The 20064-nt window shown below is 39.9% G+C and carries 17 protein-coding genes and 1 pseudogene; 6 read left to right on the top strand and 12 right to left on the bottom strand.

All coding sequences use genetic code 11. The annotated features are described in order from the left end of the window. Positions 1-122: 122 nt before the first annotated feature. The 8 genes from FZF08_RS19355 to FZF08_RS19320 all read right to left on the bottom strand — a co-directional run bounded on the left by FZF08_RS19355 (position 123) and on the right by FZF08_RS19320 (position 8523). Positions 123-557 carry a nuclear transport factor 2 family protein gene (locus FZF08_RS19355; protein ID WP_159471802.1) on the bottom strand — a complete coding sequence of 145 codons (435 nt, stop codon included), beginning with the start codon at positions 555-557 and terminating at the stop codon, positions 123-125. Positions 558-636: 79 nt separating this feature from the next. Beyond that, entirely contained in the window at positions 637-1917 is a 1281-nt protein-coding gene (locus FZF08_RS19350; protein WP_159472776.1) for an MFS transporter, read from the bottom strand. A 60-nt stretch (positions 1918-1977) separates the two neighbouring features. After that, positions 1978-3507, bottom strand: a complete 1530-nt coding sequence (locus FZF08_RS19345; RefSeq protein WP_159471800.1) for a tagaturonate reductase — start codon at positions 3505-3507, stop codon at positions 1978-1980. A 36-nt stretch (positions 3508-3543) separates the two neighbouring features. Then, positions 3544-5457 carry a glycoside hydrolase family 88 protein gene (locus tag FZF08_RS19340; protein ID WP_200837133.1) on the bottom strand — a complete coding sequence of 638 codons (1914 nt, stop codon included), beginning with the start codon at positions 5455-5457 and terminating at the stop codon, positions 3544-3546. Between the two features lie 57 nt (positions 5458-5514). Continuing rightward, the gene (locus FZF08_RS19335) at positions 5515-5949 is read right to left on the bottom strand and encodes a cupin domain-containing protein (RefSeq protein WP_310590608.1); all 435 of its coding nucleotides are present in this window, start codon (positions 5947-5949) and stop codon (positions 5515-5517) included. 38 nt (positions 5950-5987) lie between these two features. Then, positions 5988-6332: a cupin domain-containing protein gene (locus FZF08_RS19330; RefSeq protein WP_159471798.1), complete on the bottom strand. Its 345-nt coding sequence runs from the start codon at positions 6330-6332 to the stop codon at positions 5988-5990. A gap of 457 nt (positions 6333-6789) precedes the next feature. After that, positions 6790-7620 carry a 5-dehydro-4-deoxy-D-glucuronate isomerase gene (gene kduI / locus FZF08_RS19325; protein ID WP_159471796.1) on the bottom strand — a complete coding sequence of 277 codons (831 nt, stop codon included), beginning with the start codon at positions 7618-7620 and terminating at the stop codon, positions 6790-6792. A gap of 132 nt (positions 7621-7752) precedes the next feature. Then, positions 7753-8523 (bottom strand): SDR family oxidoreductase, encoded by a 771-nt coding sequence (locus tag FZF08_RS19320; RefSeq protein ID WP_159471793.1) that lies wholly within the window; start codon positions 8521-8523, stop codon positions 7753-7755. 278 nt (positions 8524-8801) lie between these two features. Between FZF08_RS19320 and FZF08_RS19315 the strand changes: the two genes are divergently transcribed. After that, a complete protein-coding gene (locus FZF08_RS19315; RefSeq protein ID WP_159471791.1) occupies positions 8802-9842 on the top strand; it encodes a LacI family DNA-binding transcriptional regulator in 1041 nt (346 codons plus the stop codon). Positions 9843-9854: 12 nt separating this feature from the next. Further along, positions 9855-10346 (top strand): NUDIX hydrolase, encoded by a 492-nt coding sequence (locus FZF08_RS19310; RefSeq protein WP_159471789.1) that lies wholly within the window; start codon positions 9855-9857, stop codon positions 10344-10346. Here the strand turns inward: FZF08_RS19310 and FZF08_RS19305 are convergent. Next, positions 10339-12486, bottom strand: coding sequence for a TIM-barrel domain-containing protein (locus FZF08_RS19305; RefSeq protein ID WP_159471787.1), 2148 nt, complete (start codon positions 12484-12486; stop codon positions 10339-10341). The genes FZF08_RS19310 and FZF08_RS19305 overlap by 8 nt on opposite strands. A gap of 196 nt (positions 12487-12682) precedes the next feature. Here FZF08_RS19305 and FZF08_RS19300 point away from each other — a divergent pair, with 196 nt between their 5' ends. Next, positions 12683-13300, top strand: a complete 618-nt coding sequence (locus tag FZF08_RS19300; protein WP_159471785.1) for a redoxin domain-containing protein — start codon at positions 12683-12685, stop codon at positions 13298-13300. A 102-nt stretch (positions 13301-13402) separates the two neighbouring features. Further along, positions 13403-14566 (top strand): methionine aminotransferase, encoded by a 1164-nt coding sequence (locus tag FZF08_RS19295; protein WP_159471783.1) that lies wholly within the window; start codon positions 13403-13405, stop codon positions 14564-14566. Positions 14567-15239: 673 nt separating this feature from the next. Here the strand turns inward: FZF08_RS19295 and FZF08_RS19290 are convergent. The 3 genes from FZF08_RS19290 to FZF08_RS19285 form a co-directional block, all read right to left on the bottom strand. Then, positions 15240-16475 carry an FtsX-like permease family protein gene (locus FZF08_RS19290; protein WP_159471781.1) on the bottom strand — a complete coding sequence of 412 codons (1236 nt, stop codon included), beginning with the start codon at positions 16473-16475 and terminating at the stop codon, positions 15240-15242. Between the two features lie 210 nt (positions 16476-16685). Then, positions 16686-16817, bottom strand: coding sequence for a hypothetical protein (locus tag FZF08_RS32085; protein WP_255463652.1), 132 nt, complete (start codon positions 16815-16817; stop codon positions 16686-16688). A 164-nt stretch (positions 16818-16981) separates the two neighbouring features. Next, positions 16982-17317, bottom strand: a complete 336-nt coding sequence (locus FZF08_RS19285) for a hypothetical protein (protein WP_159471778.1) — start codon at positions 17315-17317, stop codon at positions 16982-16984. A gap of 216 nt (positions 17318-17533) precedes the next feature. Here FZF08_RS19285 and nadE point away from each other — a divergent pair, with 216 nt between their 5' ends. Both nadE and FZF08_RS19275 read left to right on the top strand, forming a co-directional pair. After that, positions 17534-19567 carry an NAD(+) synthase gene (gene nadE / locus FZF08_RS19280; protein WP_159471776.1) on the top strand — a complete coding sequence of 678 codons (2034 nt, stop codon included), beginning with the start codon at positions 17534-17536 and terminating at the stop codon, positions 19565-19567. Positions 19568-19838: 271 nt separating this feature from the next. Further along, positions 19839-20064 (top strand): annotated as a pseudogene (locus FZF08_RS19275) (IS110 family transposase); the annotation flags it as partial.

Genomic DNA, 20064 nt, shown 5'->3' with positions numbered 1-20064 from the left:
TAATTGAAAAAAGGTAGGTTGCCCCAAAATATTTCCTGTATAATTGAAAAAGGGCAACCACAAGGGATTGCCCCAACGATTGCCCTTTTCCAATTATCCAAAACTATTAACCCTTTTTATTATTAAGGCAATTTAAACGCCTGTCTTCCAACTAATAACCAATTTCCTTTCATTTTTTGCCAAACATAAAGCACACCCAATTTAACTGGCGCAGGTTCTTTCCCTTTATTATGTGTATCGCCCATCAGTTTATGACGAACAATTGCCAGATCTCCCGAAATGGAAATTGTCTGATCTGAAAGATCAATCCGTGTAAAATGGGATTCTCCGCTTGTTATAGCGCGAACAAACTCTTTTTGATCTTCCAGATTTCCATTAGAATGTCCGTAAGATAATAGTGGAGAAGTTAGTTTGGTTAATGTCGCTCCGTCAGCGTCAACAATTGCTTTTCTAAGCTTTTCCACTGCATCGCCTACCGCTTTTTCATCAGCACTTTGTGCAAAGGATATCAAACTTGTGACTAAAAAAAATGCGGCAACAAAAAATGTTCTTTTCATAATTTCACTAAATAATTTGAGTCATTGAAATGTTTTAAGCTCTGGAATGAAAGCCGATTGCTGACAGCCGAAAGCTGAATTAAATTTTCACCTGCTCCATTTTTGGTGCAAAAAAGTGCATCACACTCCAAGCGAGCAGATAAGCAAAACCGCAGATGATAAAAATGATGTTGTAACCACCACCAATATTTCCTGCTGTTTTATAATTATCCAGAATAATACCTACCATAAGCGGGAAAAGTATCCCGCCTACTGATCCGGCCATTCCACCAATTCCTACAACAGAACTAACCGCTTTTTTAGGAAACATATCAGACGCCGTTGTGAATATATTGGCGCTCCACGCCTGATGCGCCGCAGCGGCCAGACTGATCAGAAAAACGGCCTGCCAAATATTCGTTGTGTATTGTGCCAGCATGATCGGAGTTACCAGGAAAGCGAAGATTAACATAGATGTCTTACGGGCCCGAAATATTGGCCATCCTTTTTTGATCAGTGCACCTGAAAGATAACCACCACCAATACTTCCAATGGTTGTAGCAGTGTAAACAATAACAAGTTCAATACTAGGTTTGGAAAGATTTAGTTTAAACGCTTCCGCGAAATAGGATGGAAGCCAGTAAAGGAAAAACCACCAGATTGGATCCGTCAGCATTTTACCAAAAACAAAAGCCCAGGTTTGGCGTACTTTGAAAAGATCAAGCCATTTTACGGGTGCTTCTTTACTGGTATCCGGTTCGTTATCACTATGGATATATTCAAATTCAGCCTGGTTAATTCGAGCCTGTTTCGCCGGAACTTCATAATATCTAAACCAGAAAATTAGCCATACAAAACCCAGAGCCCCTGTAATCAGAAAGGCTTCCTGCCAACCGTATGAACCCAATAACCATGGAACCATAATAGGCGCAACAACCGCTCCAATATTAGCTCCGGAGTTAAAAATTCCCGTTGCCAGTGCTCTTTCTTTTTTTGGAAACCATTCTGCCGTAGCCTTTATAGCGACAGGGAAATTTCCTGCTTCTCCCAAACCCAGTAAAGCGCGCATAAAACCAAAACTTAAAGTTCCGGTTGCAGTAGCATGTAAAATGGCCGCAATACTCCACACAACCACTGAAATTGTATAACCTAATTTTGTGCCAATCTTATCAATAATAGCCCCGAAGCCGATAAGCGAAATAGCGTATGCAGCCTGAAAAGCCATCACGATATGGCTGAAATCTTTCTCGGTCCAGGCAAAATCCGCTTCCAGAGCAGGTTTCAATAAACCTAAAACTTGTCTGTCCAGGTAATTGATAGTTGTTGCAAAAAATAGAAGTGCTACAACACGCCAGCGGTATTTCGTCATTTGGGTTTCCATTTTCGGAATTTCGGTTGTAAGCATAATTGCGATAGAATAGATTGACTGGAGTTAGAAATTTTATATTTTGGCGTATTCAGTTTTTGTAAGAAACTCAGCGAGTGTTTGGGCAGCGCCGAGGTTGATCAGAGATTCTAAATAGTGGACGACATTATCTTCCGATACCCCCATTTTTGTCAGATCAGTTCCCCAAATAAATGGATCTTTTAATATCAAATGCACCATTTCCGATAAGGAAGAAAGTTGCCATTTTTGATAAAAATAAGGAGCCCGCTGATCCTGAATCAGATAATAAGTACCATTGGAAAATCCGTAATAATTATCACTGTCCTTTCTGGTAGCTTTCATGAAAAAGATATACACGGCAAAACCAAAAGTCATGTATTCGGGTGCAACGCCGTATTCTTTATGAAATTCAAGAAAGGCGGGGATGACTCTTGAATTGATTTTGGCAGAATAATTATGCGTAATATTAATCCATTTGTGGCCGATATATGGATTTCTGAAACGATCCAAAATCATCTTGCTGAACTTTTGCGTTCGCTCGGTACTCACCGGATAAGGGATGGACACAGCAATTTCGTTCTGGATTAAATTGGTTATAAAAGAGGAAAATAATTCATCTTCCATCGCTTTGGCAACCGTGGGGAAACCGCTTAAATACGCTAAGCCACAACCCAGTGTATGTGAGCCGTTCAGTATCCGAAGTTTTAATTCCCGGTATAATTCAATATCAGGCTCAATAATGACACCAGGATCAATCTGACTGAATGATAGAATTTCTTTTACTTTTTTGTCTCCTTCAATCGCCCAAAGACCGTAATATTCTGAAATAATCATCAGGTCATCTTTGTAACCGAGATGCTCCTCAATTTCCTTTTTCATTAAATCGTCAGGTCGGCCTGGTACTATTCTATCTACAAGAGAATTACAAAAAGAATTACATTGTTCGAGCCAGTCGATAAATGAACTTTCCAGACCATTTCTATGTGCCAGTTCCAAAACAATTGATTCTAGTTTTTTGCCATTATCTGATATTAATTCCGTAGCAACAATGACCAAACCAGCATCAGGATTTCCACCAAAAGCTTTGAAACGTGTGTATAAAAATGCCAGCAATTTTCCCGGAAAAGAAACCGGTGGCCATTGATAAATATCGTCCTGTACTAATTGGATACCAAGTTCCGTCGTGTTGGAAAATGCAATTTTAATAGCAGGGTTTCTGGCACAATCTAGGACTAGCGACCACTGGTTTTTTGCCGACAAAACGCGACTGATAGAAGATGAAATTATCGTTTCTTCCACAAGTTTTCCGTTTTGTAAACCCTTCATTACATGAGTATACAAATTATCCTGTCGCTCAAAAGCTTTCAGATCACCCTGATCTGTTGACTTTATGACAACAATGCGTCCGTTGAAAATTCCCTGACGGTTTGCTTTGTCAACATAATAATCTGCCAGTCCGCGTAGAAATGCGCCCGTACCAAACTGAATTATTTTTTCAGGCAATTGAAAAATGGAATCGTCCGGGATGATTACGTCAGGATTATTACGCAGTCGCCGTAAATGTTCACGAAATAATTGATTCATAATTTGTAAATCTTGATCATGATAACCGGCACATTTTTATTTTTTTACAGATTGTTTCAACAACCAGATTGAAAGTTCTTTCGCTGCATCAAAATTTTGAAAGCTGTTGTCGATTCTTCTTCCGTCCAGGTATTCGTTATAAATCCACGGATCTCCAATCGCGAGAACGGTTCCTTTTCCATATTTGGAAATACCCATAACAATATCTCCATGATCTGTCAAGGCCGATTTTGCATTATCCGATAAGGCTAATGGAGATAATTCCTTGATATATAATTTGGATGCTGATGTGAAAATATTCCGGTCCGTCGTTACATCAATTCGCCCTTGTTCGAATTGCGTTCCTTGTACCATATTCCTGTTTTTATTGGTAAACTGAATACCGAATACCTTTGCCAGTTCGTTGAAATGGGGGATTTCACAGTTTGAAGTATCATTGGCCATCAACATTAAAACGCCACCTGCTTTTACCCACTTTTCAATTTCTGAAATATCTTTCGCCTGAATGAAATTCGGGTTAGCCGTTTCTTTTTTTGTATCAGGATCTACGATAATGTAAACGTCTATTCCTTTCAGATTTTCCGCAGTTGGAGCCGTCGGGATAGAAACCGTTTGCGCACCAAGATCATGGTAAATGTTACCCCAAAGCCAAAATCCTGAATGCTGGCGATCTTCCCAGGTATAGTGAAATGGTTCTTGCTGACCCGCCGCATTTTTCCTGAATTCTTGGTTGAAAAAATAATCCAATGCTACTTTTTTGCCTTTTCCAATAGCATTTTCAGCAGCAATTTCCATTTCGACACTGGCCATAATAAACGGTCCGACTCCCTTCAAATCATTTTTTCGGATCGGTTCGCTGAGGTAATATTCATAGGTGCCATCGCGGTAAGGTGTCCCGCCAAGTCCGCCAACGCTAACGGTTTTGTCAATACTGATTAATCCGTCTGGCTCTTTGATTATAAATGTTTTTAAAATTCCGTCATAACCGCGTTTGGCCGTTGCAGCGTAAGTGGCTGGAATATATCCCAAACGTGAACCTTTTGCCAAAGCATAAACAAACATGCAGGAAGCGGAGGCTTCAAAATAATTTCCTTTACGATTTTCCTGATCAACAATCTGGTACCACAAACCGGAATTCTTGTCCTGATACTTAGCCAGAACCGGTGCCAGTCTTTGAAGATATTTTATCAATTCAGCACGTTTGGGATGGTCCTTTGGGAAATAATCCAGTACTTCCACCAAAGCCATCGCATACCAGCCAATGGCACGGCCCCAAAACTGGGGCGAAACTCCGGTTTTTTTATCAGCCCATTTCTGCTCCTTGCTTTCGTCGTAGCCATGATAAATTAAACCTGTTTTTGCATCGACAGCGTATTTTTCAATAAGCTCAAATTGCCTTGCGATATCATCAAAATGTTCAGGATGATTGAAAAGGGTGCTATATTCTGCTGCAAAGGGTTCGGCCATGAAAAGTCCATCGAGCCACATTTGGTTTGGATAGCGTTTCTTGTGCCAATATCCGCCTTCTTTGGTTTTCGGCTGTTCTTCCAACTGTTTCCAAAGTAAATCGGCTGCTTTTTTATATTTTTCCTTACCCGGCTGGGTTTGCTGATATGCCGTTAGCAAGGCTCTTCCGGTTGGAAGATTGTCCAGATTAAGATCTTCCGGTTTATACGTTCGGATACTTCCGTCTTCTTTTACATACTGATCTAAATCCTTACGGATATATTCAAAATATTTGCCTTCACCCGTTCGGTACCACACTTTTTCAATGGCTTTCAACATCAATCCTTGTTCATAATCCCAGCGCGTAAGTGTGCTTTTTCCAACAAGAATGGAATCTTTATTACGGGCAATAAAGGAATCTGCCATTCTCCTCGACCAGGGAGCCTGTGCATTTGCAGCGATTGACAAAAAACAAAAAAGGAGAAAAGTAAGCGTTGGTTTCATGCGGAAAGGAATAATATTGATCTTTTCAAAATCGGGTAAGTGGATAGAGGAGGCTTTTTATTTTACAAAATCTTCACGCATGGGCGTAAACATATCGATCAGCACGCCAGCTTCCAGACAAACGGCGCCGTGCATAATGTTGGAAGGAATATAAAATCCGTCTCCTTGTTTGAGAACTTGTTTTTTGCCGTCGATAGTAACTTCAAAAACACCGCTTACAACATAGCTCATTTGCGTGTGAACGTGCTTGTGTGGTGTCCCGATCCCTCCTTTTTGAAAATCAATTTTTACCATCATCATGGTTTCATCGTAAGACATAATCTTGCGCTTTAATCCGCCACCCAGATCCTGCCAGGGAATATCTGCATCCACAATAAATTGTTTGCCGTTCGCCGCTTTTGCCTGGGTATTTTGAGCAAATGTTTGTGTAGCTGAAACGAAAAGCATAGAGCAGAAAAATGTTATTTTGAGAACCTGGCTAATGTATTTCATTTTAAGAATATCAAGTTTTGAATAGTATTTTGTTATTTTTATTTTGATATAAAATCTTCCCGGAAAGGGGTGAAAATGTCAATTAATGTGCCTTCTTCGATGCAAAAGGCGCCGTGAACAAGATTTGGCGGGATGAAAAAAGCATCACCCTGTTTGAGTGTTTTTTTATTTTCCTCAATCGTAATTTCAAATACGCCGCTGTCTACGTAGCTAATTTGCCTGTGCACGTGATTATGTAAGGAGCCAATTCCGCCTGTTTCGAAGGCGACTTTTACCATCATTACATTTTCGTCGTAAGACATTATTTTGCGTTTTACGCCACCACCTAAATCTTCCCACTCGATATCTGAATCGTATATAAATTGTTTTCCTTTATGGTCCATTGTTGGTTGATCAAATATTTCGGTACGCTGCACCTTTTGGAGTTGGAAATTTATTTGCCGTTTCTACAATTATTTTGGTGCTCTGCACCTTTGATTTCGGTTTTTATTTTGTTTTCTACAATTATTGGAGTGCTCTGCACCATGTTTGATAATTGACTTTTTTTAATAAATTATAACTAAATCAGAAATCGACTACTCTTCGAATATGACTAGTTTAGAGTTAATAATTATAATTATCAAATAAAAAATTGTCTTTTGTTGTGCAATCGTTATCGGGAACGTTGCCAGTCGGGGAATTACTCTGTACGAATTTAAATTTTGGCATTAAACATTCACGAAGTATTCGTCTTCACAGACGATACGGGTAAATTGGGAAAAATATATTTGGTACTAAACCAATAAAAAAGAGTTTGGCAAAGCACTCAGACTTTCCAAACTCTCCTTCATTTTCTGATTACTATTTTAAATCGCTTATCGCAACGGCATCCATATCGGTGTAATTCTTATTTTCTCCTGCCATTCCCCAGATGAAAGAATAATTAGATGTTCCGCATCCTGAATGTATCGACCAGGGTGGAGAAATGATTGCCTGACGATCCGAAAGCCATAAATGACGGGTTTCCGACGGTTCGCCCATTAAGTGCAAAACTCTTTGATTGGCAGGAACATCAAAATAGAGATATGCTTCCATCCTGCGATCATGCACATGCGACGGCATGGTATTCCAAACGCTTCCGGTTTTTAAAACAGTCAGACCCATTACCAATTGACAACTTTGAATGCCGTCCAGGTGAATATACTTATAAATCGTTCTGTGATTGGAAGTTTCCGGACTTCCGATTGTTACCGGCGTAGCATCTTCTTTTGTGAATAAGCGCGTTGGATACGTGTGATGTGCAGGAGAAGACAATAAATAAAATGCTGCCGGATTTGCGCTGTCATCACTTGAAAATATCACTTGCTGCGTTCCTTTTCCTACATAAATACAACCCATTTTACTGATTGCAATTTCTTCGCCATCGGCTGTGACTTTTCCGTCTCCACCGATATTGATAATGCCAATTTCCCGTCTTTCCAGAAAGTAATTACTTTTCAGGGAATCAAAAGTTTCCAAAGTCAGAGGAGCTGTGGCTGGGACTGCACTGCCGATCATCACACGGTCATAATGCGAATAAACCCAGCTTATTTTATCGTTCTCAAAAATTGTATCAATCAAAAAATTCTCACGTAAAGTTTTAGTATCCATCTGGGAAACTTCTTTACGGCTACTCTCAAATCTGATTTCCATGGTTTTAGCTTTTGGCTGTTAGCTGTTAGCGATTAGCTACCAGAAAAACAGCATATTTTGTAAATTCTATTATCTATTTAATACGATTAAGCCAACATTCTATCATTCACACACTCCATCATTCACTCATTATTACCTCCCCATCCATCCGCCATCCACAGTCAAAGTAGATCCACTGACATAGTTGGAAGCATCCGAGGCAAGGAATAAAACAGGGCCTTTAAAATCTCCCGGCATTCCCCACCTTCCGGCAGGAATTCTGTCGAGGATGGATTTACTTCTGACGGGATCATTTCTCAGCGCTTCGGTATTATCGGTATTGATATACCCCGGAGCAATGGCATTAACATTGACGCCTTTTCCCGCCCATTCATTGGCAAGGGCTTTTACCAAACCGCCGATAGCACTTTTGGATGCCGTATATCCGGGTACATTTATTCCGCCCTGAAAAGTCAATAGCGATGCTGTGAAAATAATTTTGCCATATCCTCTGGTGACCATTTCTTTGCCCAATTCACGTGAAAGAATAAATGGGGCATCCAGATTGATATTCAAAACCTGATCCCAATATTCATCCGAATGTTCGGCTGCGGGTTGGCGAAGAATAATGCCCGCGTTATTTATCAGAATATCAATCGTTTTATGTTCTTCCTTTACCGTTTTGATAAAAGAATACAAACTTTCACGGTCGCCAAGATTCACCTGATAAGGATAAAATTTCCGTCCAATTGCTGTGATTGACTTTTGAATTTCACTTTCGGTAGTGGGAAGAGATGACGAAACTCCGATGATGTCAGCGCCTGCTTCGGCCAGGGCCTCGGCCATTGCTTTGCCTATTCCCCGGTTGCAGCCTGTGACCAACGCCGTTTTTCCGGTAAGGTCGAATAAATTTGTACTATTCATCTAAATGGGTCTTGTAGCATTTCCGGTTTTTCAATAAATAAAAAAGAATGTACCGGAAAACAAATATGAATTTTAACGAGTTTAGATTTAATAATCAGAAACATCAAACATTGCCGGGCCTTTTTTTGTGCAATCGTTATCGGGAACGTTACCATTGATCCAAATTTGAAGTTTGCAAAAGGATCGTTTCAGATTTAAGGTCTTATTTTGTATCTTCACTCATTAGAAGGATTTGTAGAGTTAATTAAGGAATAAATTGCAATAAACAAATATATTCTTTGGAAACGATTACCATAAAAGATATTGCCAGGGCTTTGAATTTATCCACTTCCACGGTTTCCCGTGCGTTGCGGAACAGTTATGAGATCAATACTGAAACCAAAAAACTTGTTTTGGAATATGCCGAGAAAATGAATTACCGGCCTAACCCGATTGCGTTGAGTTTGCGTGACAGTAAGAGCAAATCCATCGGTGTCATTCTTCCTGAAATTGCCAATAATTTTTTCTCACAGCTTATCAATGGCATTGAATCTATTGCTTACAATATGGGCTACCATGTTGTGATTTTTCAAAGTCATGAATCGTATGAGCGGGAAGTTGCCAATACAAATTATCTGGTTTCCAGAAAAGTCGATGGTTTGCTGGTATCATTATCAAGCCTGACAACAGATATTTCCCATTTTGAAGAATTGCTTGATAAGGGAATGCCAATTGTTTTTTTTGACCGCGTTCCAAAAAAAGTAGATACACATAAAATTGTTGCTGACAATTTTGGCGGAAGTTATCAGGCTACGGAACATTTGATAAAAACCGGAAAAAGAAAAATCGCGCATATTACCAGCCCTATCTATTTGTCGATCACAGTGGAACGACTGGCAGGTTATAAAAAAGCGCTGGAAGATTTTGGAATTCCCTTTGATGAATCTTATGTAAAATATTGCCATCACGGCGGCATGGTTGTGAGTGAAAATGAGGCGGCGGTCCAGGAATTGCTGGATATGGACGAAGTGCCGGACGCTATTTTCACGGCGAGCGACCGGATCACAACCGGATGTCTTTCTGTTTTACACCGAAAACATATCCGGATTCCTGATGAAATTGCTATTGTCGGATTTACGAATATTGGCGTTGCCGAATTGCTGAATCCACCTTTAACCGCCGTTGTTCAGCCTGCTATGGATATGGGAAACCAGGCTACGGAGCTTTTGATCAAACTGATTGAACATCCTAAAAAACCAACTATTTTTGAAAGCAGATCATTGAAAACTTCGCTGATCATCCGGGAATCCACTGCCGGAAAAATAGTAAATGTTTCGTAGTACAAATAATTCATGAACGGTTCTTCGACGATTTGTCTCCCTGTTGAAAATGCACTTTTTAACTTTCGGGTGGCGGGTGTTGCTATTCAAAATGGAAAGTTACTACTTCATAAAACACCCACGGATAATTTTTGGAGTCTTCCCGGTGGCAGGGTTGATATGTTTGAGTTTTCCAAAGAAACGCTTCTACGTGAAATGCTGGAAGAAATCGGCAAAACAGTTATCGTTGGAAATCTTCTTTGGGTTGTTGAAAACTTCTTCGAATACAACAAAATCAAACACCATGAAATCGGTTTTTATTACCTGATGGAAATTCCAGATCTTGAAAATCAGGATGATTTTATTGTAATAGAAGATGAAACTGAGTTATTATTTCATTGGGAAGAAGTTGAGACAATAAATCCCGGAAGTATTTATCCGGAATTTATTACCAAAGATTTACTTCTCAATAGTTCAATAATTCAGCATATCACGCTGAACTTCAAAAATCTGAATGTTATTTAATTGATTTGGTAATAAAGTGCCATTTTATTCTTCCAATGGAATTAGGTTTGCCACTTTCAGCTTCTGAAATTCGGCCTTTCAAAACTCCGTTTTTTTCTTCAACGATCAAATCCCTCCAGGAATATTGATCTTTTTCGTAAGCAAAAGTTTCACCATCGTCGTCATACAATCTTGAAACAGCTGGCTTTTTACCATATACACGAATTTCCAGATCTACTTTTTCCCCAGCCTTAGGCGCGTGCAATAAGGGTGGCATCATAGGAATAATTCCACCTTCTTTTACGAAAACAGGAATTTTGGCAAGTCCGGGTGTAATCGTGATTACCTGGCCGTCGCCGACAAAATTTCCGTTGTAGAAATCATACCATTTTCCTTTTGGCAGTATTACTTTTCTGGAAGTCTGGCCTGTAAACATCGGTGCTACCAGTAAATATTCACCAGCCATATATTGGTCTTTTACTTCTTTTGAAGTTGCTTCTTCGTAAGGATTTTCTTCCAGATTTGTTGCGGTTTTTTCTTTTGTCAAATCACTTCTAAAACCTTCTTCCAAACTCATTCCGCGGAAAGGCGGCGTTCCTTCGTAATGATATTTTGCAAAAGTGGAATACCAGTAAGGCATCATTCGCATACGCAGCTGAGCAACTTCTTTCACCTGTTCTGCAACCTCCGGAAAAGTCCAGGGCTGGGTACTGCTCGCCCATGCATTAATCATCGCCATTGGAGAAAAACAAACTGTTTGAAATCTTCTCAGCCACTCTTCACTTGTTTTTGAAGCGCGTACTTCGGGCGTCCAAAGCACACCGGCATAGCCACTGTTGATCAAAGCCGTAATGAAATCCTCGTGACTGTAATTATCGTTGTAAATCACATAGGGAAAGGAAGAACCGCCGGCATTGGAACCTCGTACTAAGCTGTAAGTCCTGCGGTTATTTTTCCTGAACATTTCATAGGAATATTTCTGAACCAGCAATCCGTAAGTCTGGCGCATTTGTTCTGAGGTATGGCCGGAAGGAAAAGTAGCCACATCAGGCCAGACATATGAGTCGAAACCATCTACTTCATCAATTTTATAACCGCTCACGCCAATTTTTACATGTTCTTTTTCAAACTGATCAAATAAGATTTTTCTGGCTTCCGGCATTGAAAGATCGGGTACAACGCCATTCCAAACTAAATGAGAACCTGTAAATGGTTTTATTTTCGAATAAATTTCAGCATCCGGCGATACATATGGGTTAGTCCACAAATTGATTTTAACACCCACTTCGTCCATTTCTTTTACAAATTTTTCAGGATTCGGGAAGCGTGTTTTATCCCATTCAAAAGTGCAAGGATAAGATTTACTTTGCCAGCCTGGTTCCAGTCCTATAAAATCCAGAGGGAAACCTTTATCCGAAAAAGCTTTTGCTTCTGCTTTTACCTGTGCGTCGGTATACAAGCGGTTTACGCGTTGGGTAAATCCCAATCCCCATCTTGGAGGCAGACAACCGCCGCCACCAAGCAAATTAAACCGCTCGATGACATTGACAGGTTTTGGGCCTGCAAACACATACATTTCAATCCCTTCCGCCGGAACCAGCATTTCCACGGCATCAGAATAAGGGTGCGCACTCCAGTTATCATCTGTATTACGGTTCTGAACTTCCGGAGGATTTTTGCTGTCTTTCCTGACCGAAGAACCTGCGTAAACATCAATATATTTAGCAGAATTAACGAAGACGCCATAGCCCAAAGAAGAAACGTAAAAGGGAGTAGGAGCATGCGTACGCCCATTGTCGGACTTTCCATAATGATCAACATGAAGCTGCATAATTCTGCCTCGCTGATGAATGGTCTGGAAGTTCAGGCCAAAGCCATAAAGCTGTTCATTTCGTTCCAGTGGAAAACGCAAATAGGTTTTTCCATTTCTTACTTCAACCGATATATCCCCGTTATTAAGCGGGAAAGTTGCTTTTTGTAATTTTTGAAGTGCAGGTGACGGTTGTACATCTACGGCATTTAATAGGTTATAAACATCAGGTTTGCCGACAACGCCCTTCCAGACACCAGGATAAATTTCGCGCCAGTTGACAGACTGGGAATGACTTGAAAATGAAAGATAAAGAACAAAAAATGTAAGTAGTAGAAATTTACGTTTCATAATTGTTGGGTCAGATCAAAGAGTAGCTCCGGAAGTAATCATAAGTCAATGCTCATAATAATAAGTAAACAAAAATGCCGCTTCTTTCTACTAGAAAAAAACTTTACAAATTAAAAGTCTATTGATATTGTAGATTAAATAGATTGATAATACATTTGTACTTAGAAACTCAAACAGGTGCACAACCCTAACGATTATGTATTACGAAATCGAAGACGAGCTGGGTAATATTTCTACCATTCAGCTAAAAGAAAGAGAATTGGATGAGCGGGCTGAAGAGTTGAAAACCGGTGATTTTGCTCCTATTTTCTATCTTAAATCAGCAGATGGCGTACAGGTTACTTCCGTTTCAGGATTCTCTGTTGCCGATGATTCCAAATCACTCATGGAACTGATTGCTTACAATCCGCTGGTTTTGAGTTTCTATTGTCCATGCTGGGGAAGTTATGCACCGAAACATTTGGCTGCTTTGCAAGAGTTGGCTCCTCAAATTGAAGCCTTTGGCGGACAACTTTTAGTTTTAACGAATGAATCTCCCAAAGAAATCGCCCGGATTTCGAAAAAGCTGAATCTTGATTTTACGATCATTCACGATAAGGATTTTAACGTAGCAAGATCGTATGGAGTATATTCTGAAACTTCGCCTATCTGGGATCGGATTGCTGGAATTTCAGAAGAAGTTTTTACACCTTCATTATTCGTGATCGGGAAAGACAGAAAGGTAACATATACTTTTGTCGATGAAAACTTTGATGGAACGCCGGATCGTAAGGAATTATTAAAATCTGTTTATCACTGGAAAGAGAAAAAATAAAGTCATTAAAATATATCCTCCGACACCGGCAGTCTGGCTGTTTCAATTATATTTGAATCAGCCGGATTGCCGGTTCTGTTTTCAATTAACCTGTCATCCATTATGCCTTCCGCTACATCAGCAATCCGGTCGAAATTGCCCAAAGTCGGTACTACAATTTTTACACGCATGTCCAAACTTGCCGAGGATTATAAGGCAATAAATCTGGCGCAGGGTTTTCCTGAGTTTGATTGTTCTCCGGATCTGCAAAAGCTGGTTGACAAATATATTCGTCAGGGAAAAAATCAGTATGCGCCTATGGCCGGTGTGATGGGGTTGAGGGAAGCGATTTCGCAAAAAGTTTTTGCTGCGACTAATACGGAATATCATCCGGAATCCGAAATTACCATAACAAGCGGTGCAACGGAAGCACTTTACGTGGCCATTTCTACGGTTGTCAATCCAGGAGATGAGGTTATTGTTTTTGAACCGGCTTACGACAGTTACGTCCCGGCAATTGAAATGAACGGCGGAATTCCCGTTTTTGTAACACTGGATCCGCAATACGAATACATCGACTGGGAAATTGTCAGATCAAAAGTGACGCAAAAAACCAAAGCGATTATTATCAACACGCCTCATAATCCGACAGGAAAAGTCTGGACGGAATCTGATTTGAAACAGCTTGATTTCCTGGCGGAAAAAAATGATCTTTTCGTGATCAGCGACGAGGTTTATGAACATATTATTTTTGATGATTTAAAACACGTTTCGGCTGCTTCCATTGCTTCCCTGGCGTCCCGGACATTTTTATGCGGTTCTTTTGGAAAGACTTTTCATGTCACGGGTTGGAAAGTTGGCTATTGTCTGGCACCGAAGGAATTCACAGCAGAATTTCGGAAAATACACCAGTTTATGGTTTTCAGTGTGATCACGCCATTTCAATTTGCCATCGCAGAATTTCTGAAAGAACCAGAGCATTATCAAAGCCTTTCTGCTTTTTATGAGCGGAAAAGAAATATTTTTAATGATGCGATAAAAGATATTGGATTTATTCTGAAACCATCAGAAGGTAGCTTTTTTCAAAATGTATCTTATAAAAATCTGTCAGAAGAAAACGATCTGTTTTTAGCTGAAAGATTAACGAGAGAAGCCGGAGTTGCATCGATTCCACTTTCCGCATTTTATGGAGAGGAAACTAACTTTCGGGTACTAAGATTCTGCTTCGCCAAAAACGACGACACGCTTTTGAGGGCGGCTGAGTTGTTAAATAAAGTTATCTGGTAATTTTTTTAGGTTACACAGAGAACCACAGAGAAAAGGAGAGGGACACAGAGTTTTATTGAGAAAATTCTCTGCGTCCCTCTTTTTATCTCCGGGGTTCTCTGTTTAACTTTTGAGGGCGGCTGAGTTGTTGAATAAAGTTATCTGGTAATTTTTTAGGTTACACAGAGAACCACATAGAAAAGGGGAGGGACACAGAGTTTTATTGAGAAAATTCTCTGCGCCCCTCTTTTTATCTCCGTGGTTCCCTGTTTAACTTCTGAGGGCGGCTGAGTTGTTGAATAAAGTTATCTGGTAATTTTTTAGGTTACACAGAGAACCACAGAGAAAAGGAGAGGGACACAGAGTTTTATTGAAAAAATTCTCTGTGTCCCTCTTTTTATCTCCGTGGTCCCCTGTGTAACTTTTGAGGGCAGCTGAGTTGTTGAATAAAGTTATCTGGTAATGTTTTAGGTTACACAGAGAACCACAGAGAAAAGGAGAGGGACACAGAGTTTTATTGAAAAAATTCTCTGTGTCCCTCTTTTTATCTCCGTGGTCCCCTGTGTAACTTTTGAGGGCAGCTGAGTTGTTGAATAAAGTTATCTGGTAATGTTTTAGGTTACACAGAGAACCACAGAGAAAAGGAGAGGGACACAGAGTTTTAATTATAAAAATCTCTGTGTAACCTACATTATTATTTTTTAAAAAGAAGCGCTTTTATAGGTTGAATTCTTGTGATGATCAGCGTGGGAATCATCAGGATTAATGCAGATACTATAATGGTTGTAACATTGATCAATAAAAAAGTCGGCCAGTCGAATACGATTGGGACGGTATCCATATTGTAATTAACAGGATCGAGCGGGATGATTTTAAATTGATGCTGCAACCAGCAGAAAGCCAGCCCGGCAATGTTCCCGATCAATAATCCCTGACGGACCATATACAATCCTACCCGCAGAAATACCAGCCTGATTTGTTTATTTGGGCTTCCAAGCGTTTTCAAAAGTCCGATTAACGGCGTTCTTTCCATGATCATAACCAATAAAATGGAGATCATATTAAAACATGCCACGAACAAAATCAGTGTCAGAAAAACTGCCGTGTTTTTGTCCAAAAGGTATAGCCAGTCAAATAACTGACGAAATGTATCCGTAACTTTTTGAAGATAAACAGCCGGAGGAAGTATTTGTTTTAGTTGAAGAGCAACCTGATCGAGTTGTTTGAAATCTTTTAAATAAATTTCATAGGTACCAATGGAATCCTCGCCCCAGCCGTTGAGCCGTTGAACAAGTCTGAGATCGCCAATAACCAGTCGATCATCAAATTCTTCCATTTGGGTATCATAAATTCCGGTGACCGTGAGTTTTCTTGGCCTTGGCGGATCTTGTAAAGAATACATAATAACCTGGTCGCCTGCTTTTAACCTTAACTGTGAAGCAATTTTCCGGCTGATCAGGATTTCTGACGAGTAACCGTATTTGATCGAAGAAGAGTCATTTGAACCAATCAGCCTTCCTTCGATCAGCGAAGTTTTGAAAAGGCTCCAGTCATAATCTTTTCCTACTCCTTTTAATACTACGCCTTTTATTTCATCCGGCGTTTTTAAAATTCCTGATTTGTGAGCGACTGCCTGCCAGTGACTTATTTCCGGCATTATTTTCAGGGCATCAGAAACCGGATTTTTTATATTCATCGCACCTTCTTCATAGGTATTTCCCTGTGCGAAAGCGGTGATGTTGATATGGGCGCCAAAGAGGAAAACCTTTTCCTGAATGGTTTTCTTGAAGCCGATTAAAACTGCAAAAGAAATAATTCCGACCGCTACGCCGATAGCAATACTGGCCACGCCAATACGTGAAACGGTTGCTGAAAATGAACCGGCTTCATTATTCCGGATGCGTTTGGCGATAAAAGAAGGAAATTGCAAAGAAATCGGACTGGTTAAAATTTAAGTATTTGCAAAAGTAGGTAAAAAATAGAGCGTGATGAAAACAGCGCCCATGATCAGGGACTTTTTCTAAGTAAAAATGAATAGTTTGTAACGAATTTTTAACCAAAAGATCAGCCGATGTCGGCCGATCTCAATTTTTATTGAATCGATATTTTAATTTTTTCTATCAAAAATCAGCGAGTTCACTTAAAACACCACGAAATTATAATAGTTTGGTAGGTCACCAGCCTTTTCATATGACCAGACCGGTTTCAAAGTATAGGAGTAAGTTGCCGGACCAAGTTTTGGATCTGTGACATCCACTGTAAATTTCATCATAGGCGGTGTTGGAGCGTTTTGGGCTGCTTCGATTGTAGAATAGCCAACAATACTAGCCAGATCAAGTTTTGCTGGATTTTCAAATGGTATAGGAATGGTACTTGTTGATGTATTACTCTTTGTAACAACAGTTCCGGCTACGTCGTCCCAATAATATTCGAGGTTTAATGGCAGCGGAATTTTGTCTGAGAAAAAAAACGTTTTTGCTGATGCGGGAAATTTAGTATTTCATTACCGGTTAAAATAAGAATAAATCCTTGTCGAAAGAGGAAAAATATTCCTTTTCTATATACATTAAATTCTGGCAAATAGGTCAGGTCAACTGTTTCGTTGCCGACCTTTCTTTCAATTTTGGTAACATAAAGGTATTGTGACTGAATTAAATGGAGGGCTTCATCTTTGGTTAATGCCGTTTGTCTGGATTCCGGTTCTTCGTTAGTACACGAAAGTGTTACACTCAAACAAAACAAAATGTAAAGCAAACATAATGACGGTTTCATAAGTGTGAAGTTTAGTAAAATTGACTGGTGTAAAAATAAGTTATTTATAATTATTATTCTATTTATTATAATTATTAATATTAAACGGTAATCAGTAACTTTCCATTTTTTTATTCCTTGCGGTTGATTTAATTCTTCTCGCCATTTTTTTGTTATGTTGTCAGAGAATTAGAATTGTTAGGCTAAAATTGGAGACCACAAACCGGATTATTAATTATGTCATTTATAAAAGTAGCTTCGGGTGTCGTAAACCAAACACCGATGGCGTGGGAATCCAACACGAAACATATTATTCAGGCGATTGAAGAGGCTAAAAAGCAGGATGTAAGTTTGATTTGTTTGCCTGAATTATGTATATCCGGTTATGGTTGTGAAGACTATTTTTTCGCCGCGGATCTTGCAGAGCAGGCAATGAAATGTTTGCATGAAATTGTAAGCGAAACGGCTGGAATTGTCGTTGCCGTAGGTTTACCAGTGCGTCATAACAACAGTTTGTATAATACCGCCTGCCTTATTGCCAACAAACAGATTATTGGTTTCTATTGCAAACAAAACCTGGCCAATAACGGAATTCATTATGAAGCGCGCTGGTTTCGTCCCTGGCCTGCAGGTTTGGTAGAAAGCATTGAAATTGACCAGATGTTATATCCTATTGGCGATATCATTTTTGATCTTTCTGGTGTCAGAATCGGTTTTGAAATTTGCGAAGATGCCTGGGTTTCTAACCGTCCGGGACGCCGTCACTATGAAAGAGGCGTTGATATTATCTTAAATCCAAGTGCAAGTCACTTTGCTTTCCACAAATTTCTTACCCGTGAAAGACTCGTTTTGGACGCTTCAAGATCTTTTGGTTGCAGTTATATTTATACCAATTTGTTGGGAAATGAGGCTGGAAGAGCAATTTATGACGGTGATGCGATGATTGCTTCCAACGGCGAAATGCTGGTTAGCAGTGAGCGTTTTAGTTATGAAGATCACCTCATTATTGCAGCAGTTATAGATACGGACAATACGCGTTTGAATCAGCTTCAAAATAAAATTTCATCTTCCATAAAAGATAAAACCTGGCGCGTACCGGCTCGTTTTGACTTTCCAGAAATCGATCCTGTTCCACAGCAGATTGCAGAGTTGGAAGCTTTTGAAAAAGGCGGTGCGTTGAAGGAAGAAGAATTTGCCCGAGCTGTCTCGCTCGGACTTTTTGATTATTTAAGAAAAAGCCGTTCAAACGGATTTACGATTTCTCTTTCCGGTGGTGCTGATTCCTGTGCCTGTACTGCGTTATGTGGATTGATGATCCGCCTTGCTGATGAAAGTATTGGTTTGGAGCGTTTCAAAGAAAAACTTTCTTATATCAAAGAAATCCAGTCGGCAAAAACGGAGGAAGATTTAGCGCTGGCTTTGGTACATAATATATATCAGGGAACGGAAAACAGTTCAAACGACACACTGGAATCTGCACAATCTCTTGCAGAATCGATTGGTTCTACTTTTTATAATATCAATATAAACGGACTTGTTGAAACATATAAAAGTCTGATCGAAGAACAAATTGGCAGACAATTATCATGGAAAACGGATGATATTGCTTTGCAGAATATTCAGGCGAGGGTTCGGGCTCCGGGTGTTTGGTTGCTTACCAATTTGTCAAATCATCTGCTTTTGGCCACTTCCAACCGCTCAGAAGTTGCAGTAGGGTATGCAACAATGGATGGAGATACCGCCGGAAGTATCAGTCCGCTTGCCGGAATTGACAAACATTACTTGCGTCAATGGCTGCGCTGGCTGGAAACGGTGGGTTGTGAAGTAAAAGGAAAACATATCCGGATTGAGGGTTTGAAAAAAGTAAACTCCCTGCAGCCAACTGCGGAACTTCGCCCGCTGGAATTAAACCAAACGGATGAAGCTGATCTGATGCCGTACGATTTTCTGGATGCCTTGGAAAAAGTAGCGATACGGGATAAAAAATCGCCAGTTGATTGTTATAAAAATGTAGTGATCCGTTTCAAAGAGGTTTATTCTGAATCCCAGATTTTGGGCTGGACCGAACGTTTTTTTAAACTTTGGAGCCGGAATCAGTGGAAACGTGAGCGTTACGCGCCATCTTTTCATTTGGATGATTTAAATCTTGATCCACGCTCCTGGTGCCGCTTCCCAATTCTTTCAGGTGGTTTTGAGAAAGAACTTGAAGAGCTGCGGTATTATGCGGATGGGAATAGAGGGAGATATGGGAGAGGGAGAATAGGATTTTAAGATAAAGGGTTTCACGCAAAGTTACCCAATAAGGAATTTTGTTTCGTGATTAATAACTTTATGAAAGCTCTCTGCAGCAAAACCGTTTCTGTAATGAATTTGAATTCATCGCAAAGTTTGGTTCGGATTACTTTTTGAGTTTCAAATTGAACGTCGGAGTTCTTATAGTAGAGTAATCTCATCGAAGTAATCTGGCAGAGAGCTTTTCACATTTAAAGTTATAAACAAAATGGAAAAGGACAATCTTACGAGCGCTTCAAAATTTGTTGAAATGGCCTTAATCAATCCTAATGCAGCCGGAATCGATATAGGCGACACGATCCATGCAGTAGCAGTTCCGCCAGGCCGTGATGTAGAAAGTGTGCGCACATTCGGTGCCTTCACTTGTGATCTGATGGAAATTGTTTTGTGGTTAAAAAAATGCTCTATCGAAACAGTAGCGATGGAAAGTACAGGTGTATATTGGAAAAACCTGTTCAACATGCTGGTTCAAAATG

The organism is Dyadobacter sp. 3J3, from assembly GCF_009801115.1.
Taxonomy (GTDB): domain Bacteria; phylum Bacteroidota; class Bacteroidia; order Cytophagales; family Spirosomataceae; genus Dyadobacter.
Note: the sequence above shows the minus strand (reverse complement) of the source record. Positions and strands in the feature narration are given on the sequence as shown.